Origin of the sequence: Paenibacillus forsythiae T98, from assembly GCF_000520735.1 — a bacterium.
Lineage (GTDB): Bacteria > Bacillota > Bacilli > Paenibacillales > Paenibacillaceae > Paenibacillus_AQ > Paenibacillus_AQ forsythiae.
Map to the genome: position 1 here is coordinate 1 of NZ_ASSC01000726.1, position 328 is coordinate 328.

The 328-nt window shown below is 69.2% G+C and carries 1 pseudogene; it reads right to left on the bottom strand.

What is annotated here, in order from left to right:
- Window positions 1-328: pseudogene (locus tag L692_RS33150) on the bottom strand (A/G-specific adenine glycosylase); the annotation flags it as partial.

Sequence of the window (328 nt, forward strand, 5' to 3'; positions counted from 1 at the left end):
GGGCGCGGCGGCTTGGCCTTGGTCTTGACGGGCAGCGAGGTCTCGCGGCCCGCGAGCCGCCCGGCGCAGCGCTCCATCACCGGGCAGACCAGACAGCGCGGGGACTTCGGGGTGCAGACCAGCGCCCCGTGCTCCATCAGCGCCTGATTGAAATGGGACGCTTCGCCCGCAGGGATAAGCGCCTTCGCCAAGGCCTCCATCCGGACCCGCGTCCTGGCCTTCGCGATATCGTCCTCGATCAGAAAGAACCGGGAGAGCACCCGCATCACATTCCCGTCCACCGCCGGCTCCGGCCGGTTAAAGGCGATGCTGAGAATCGCCCCCGCCG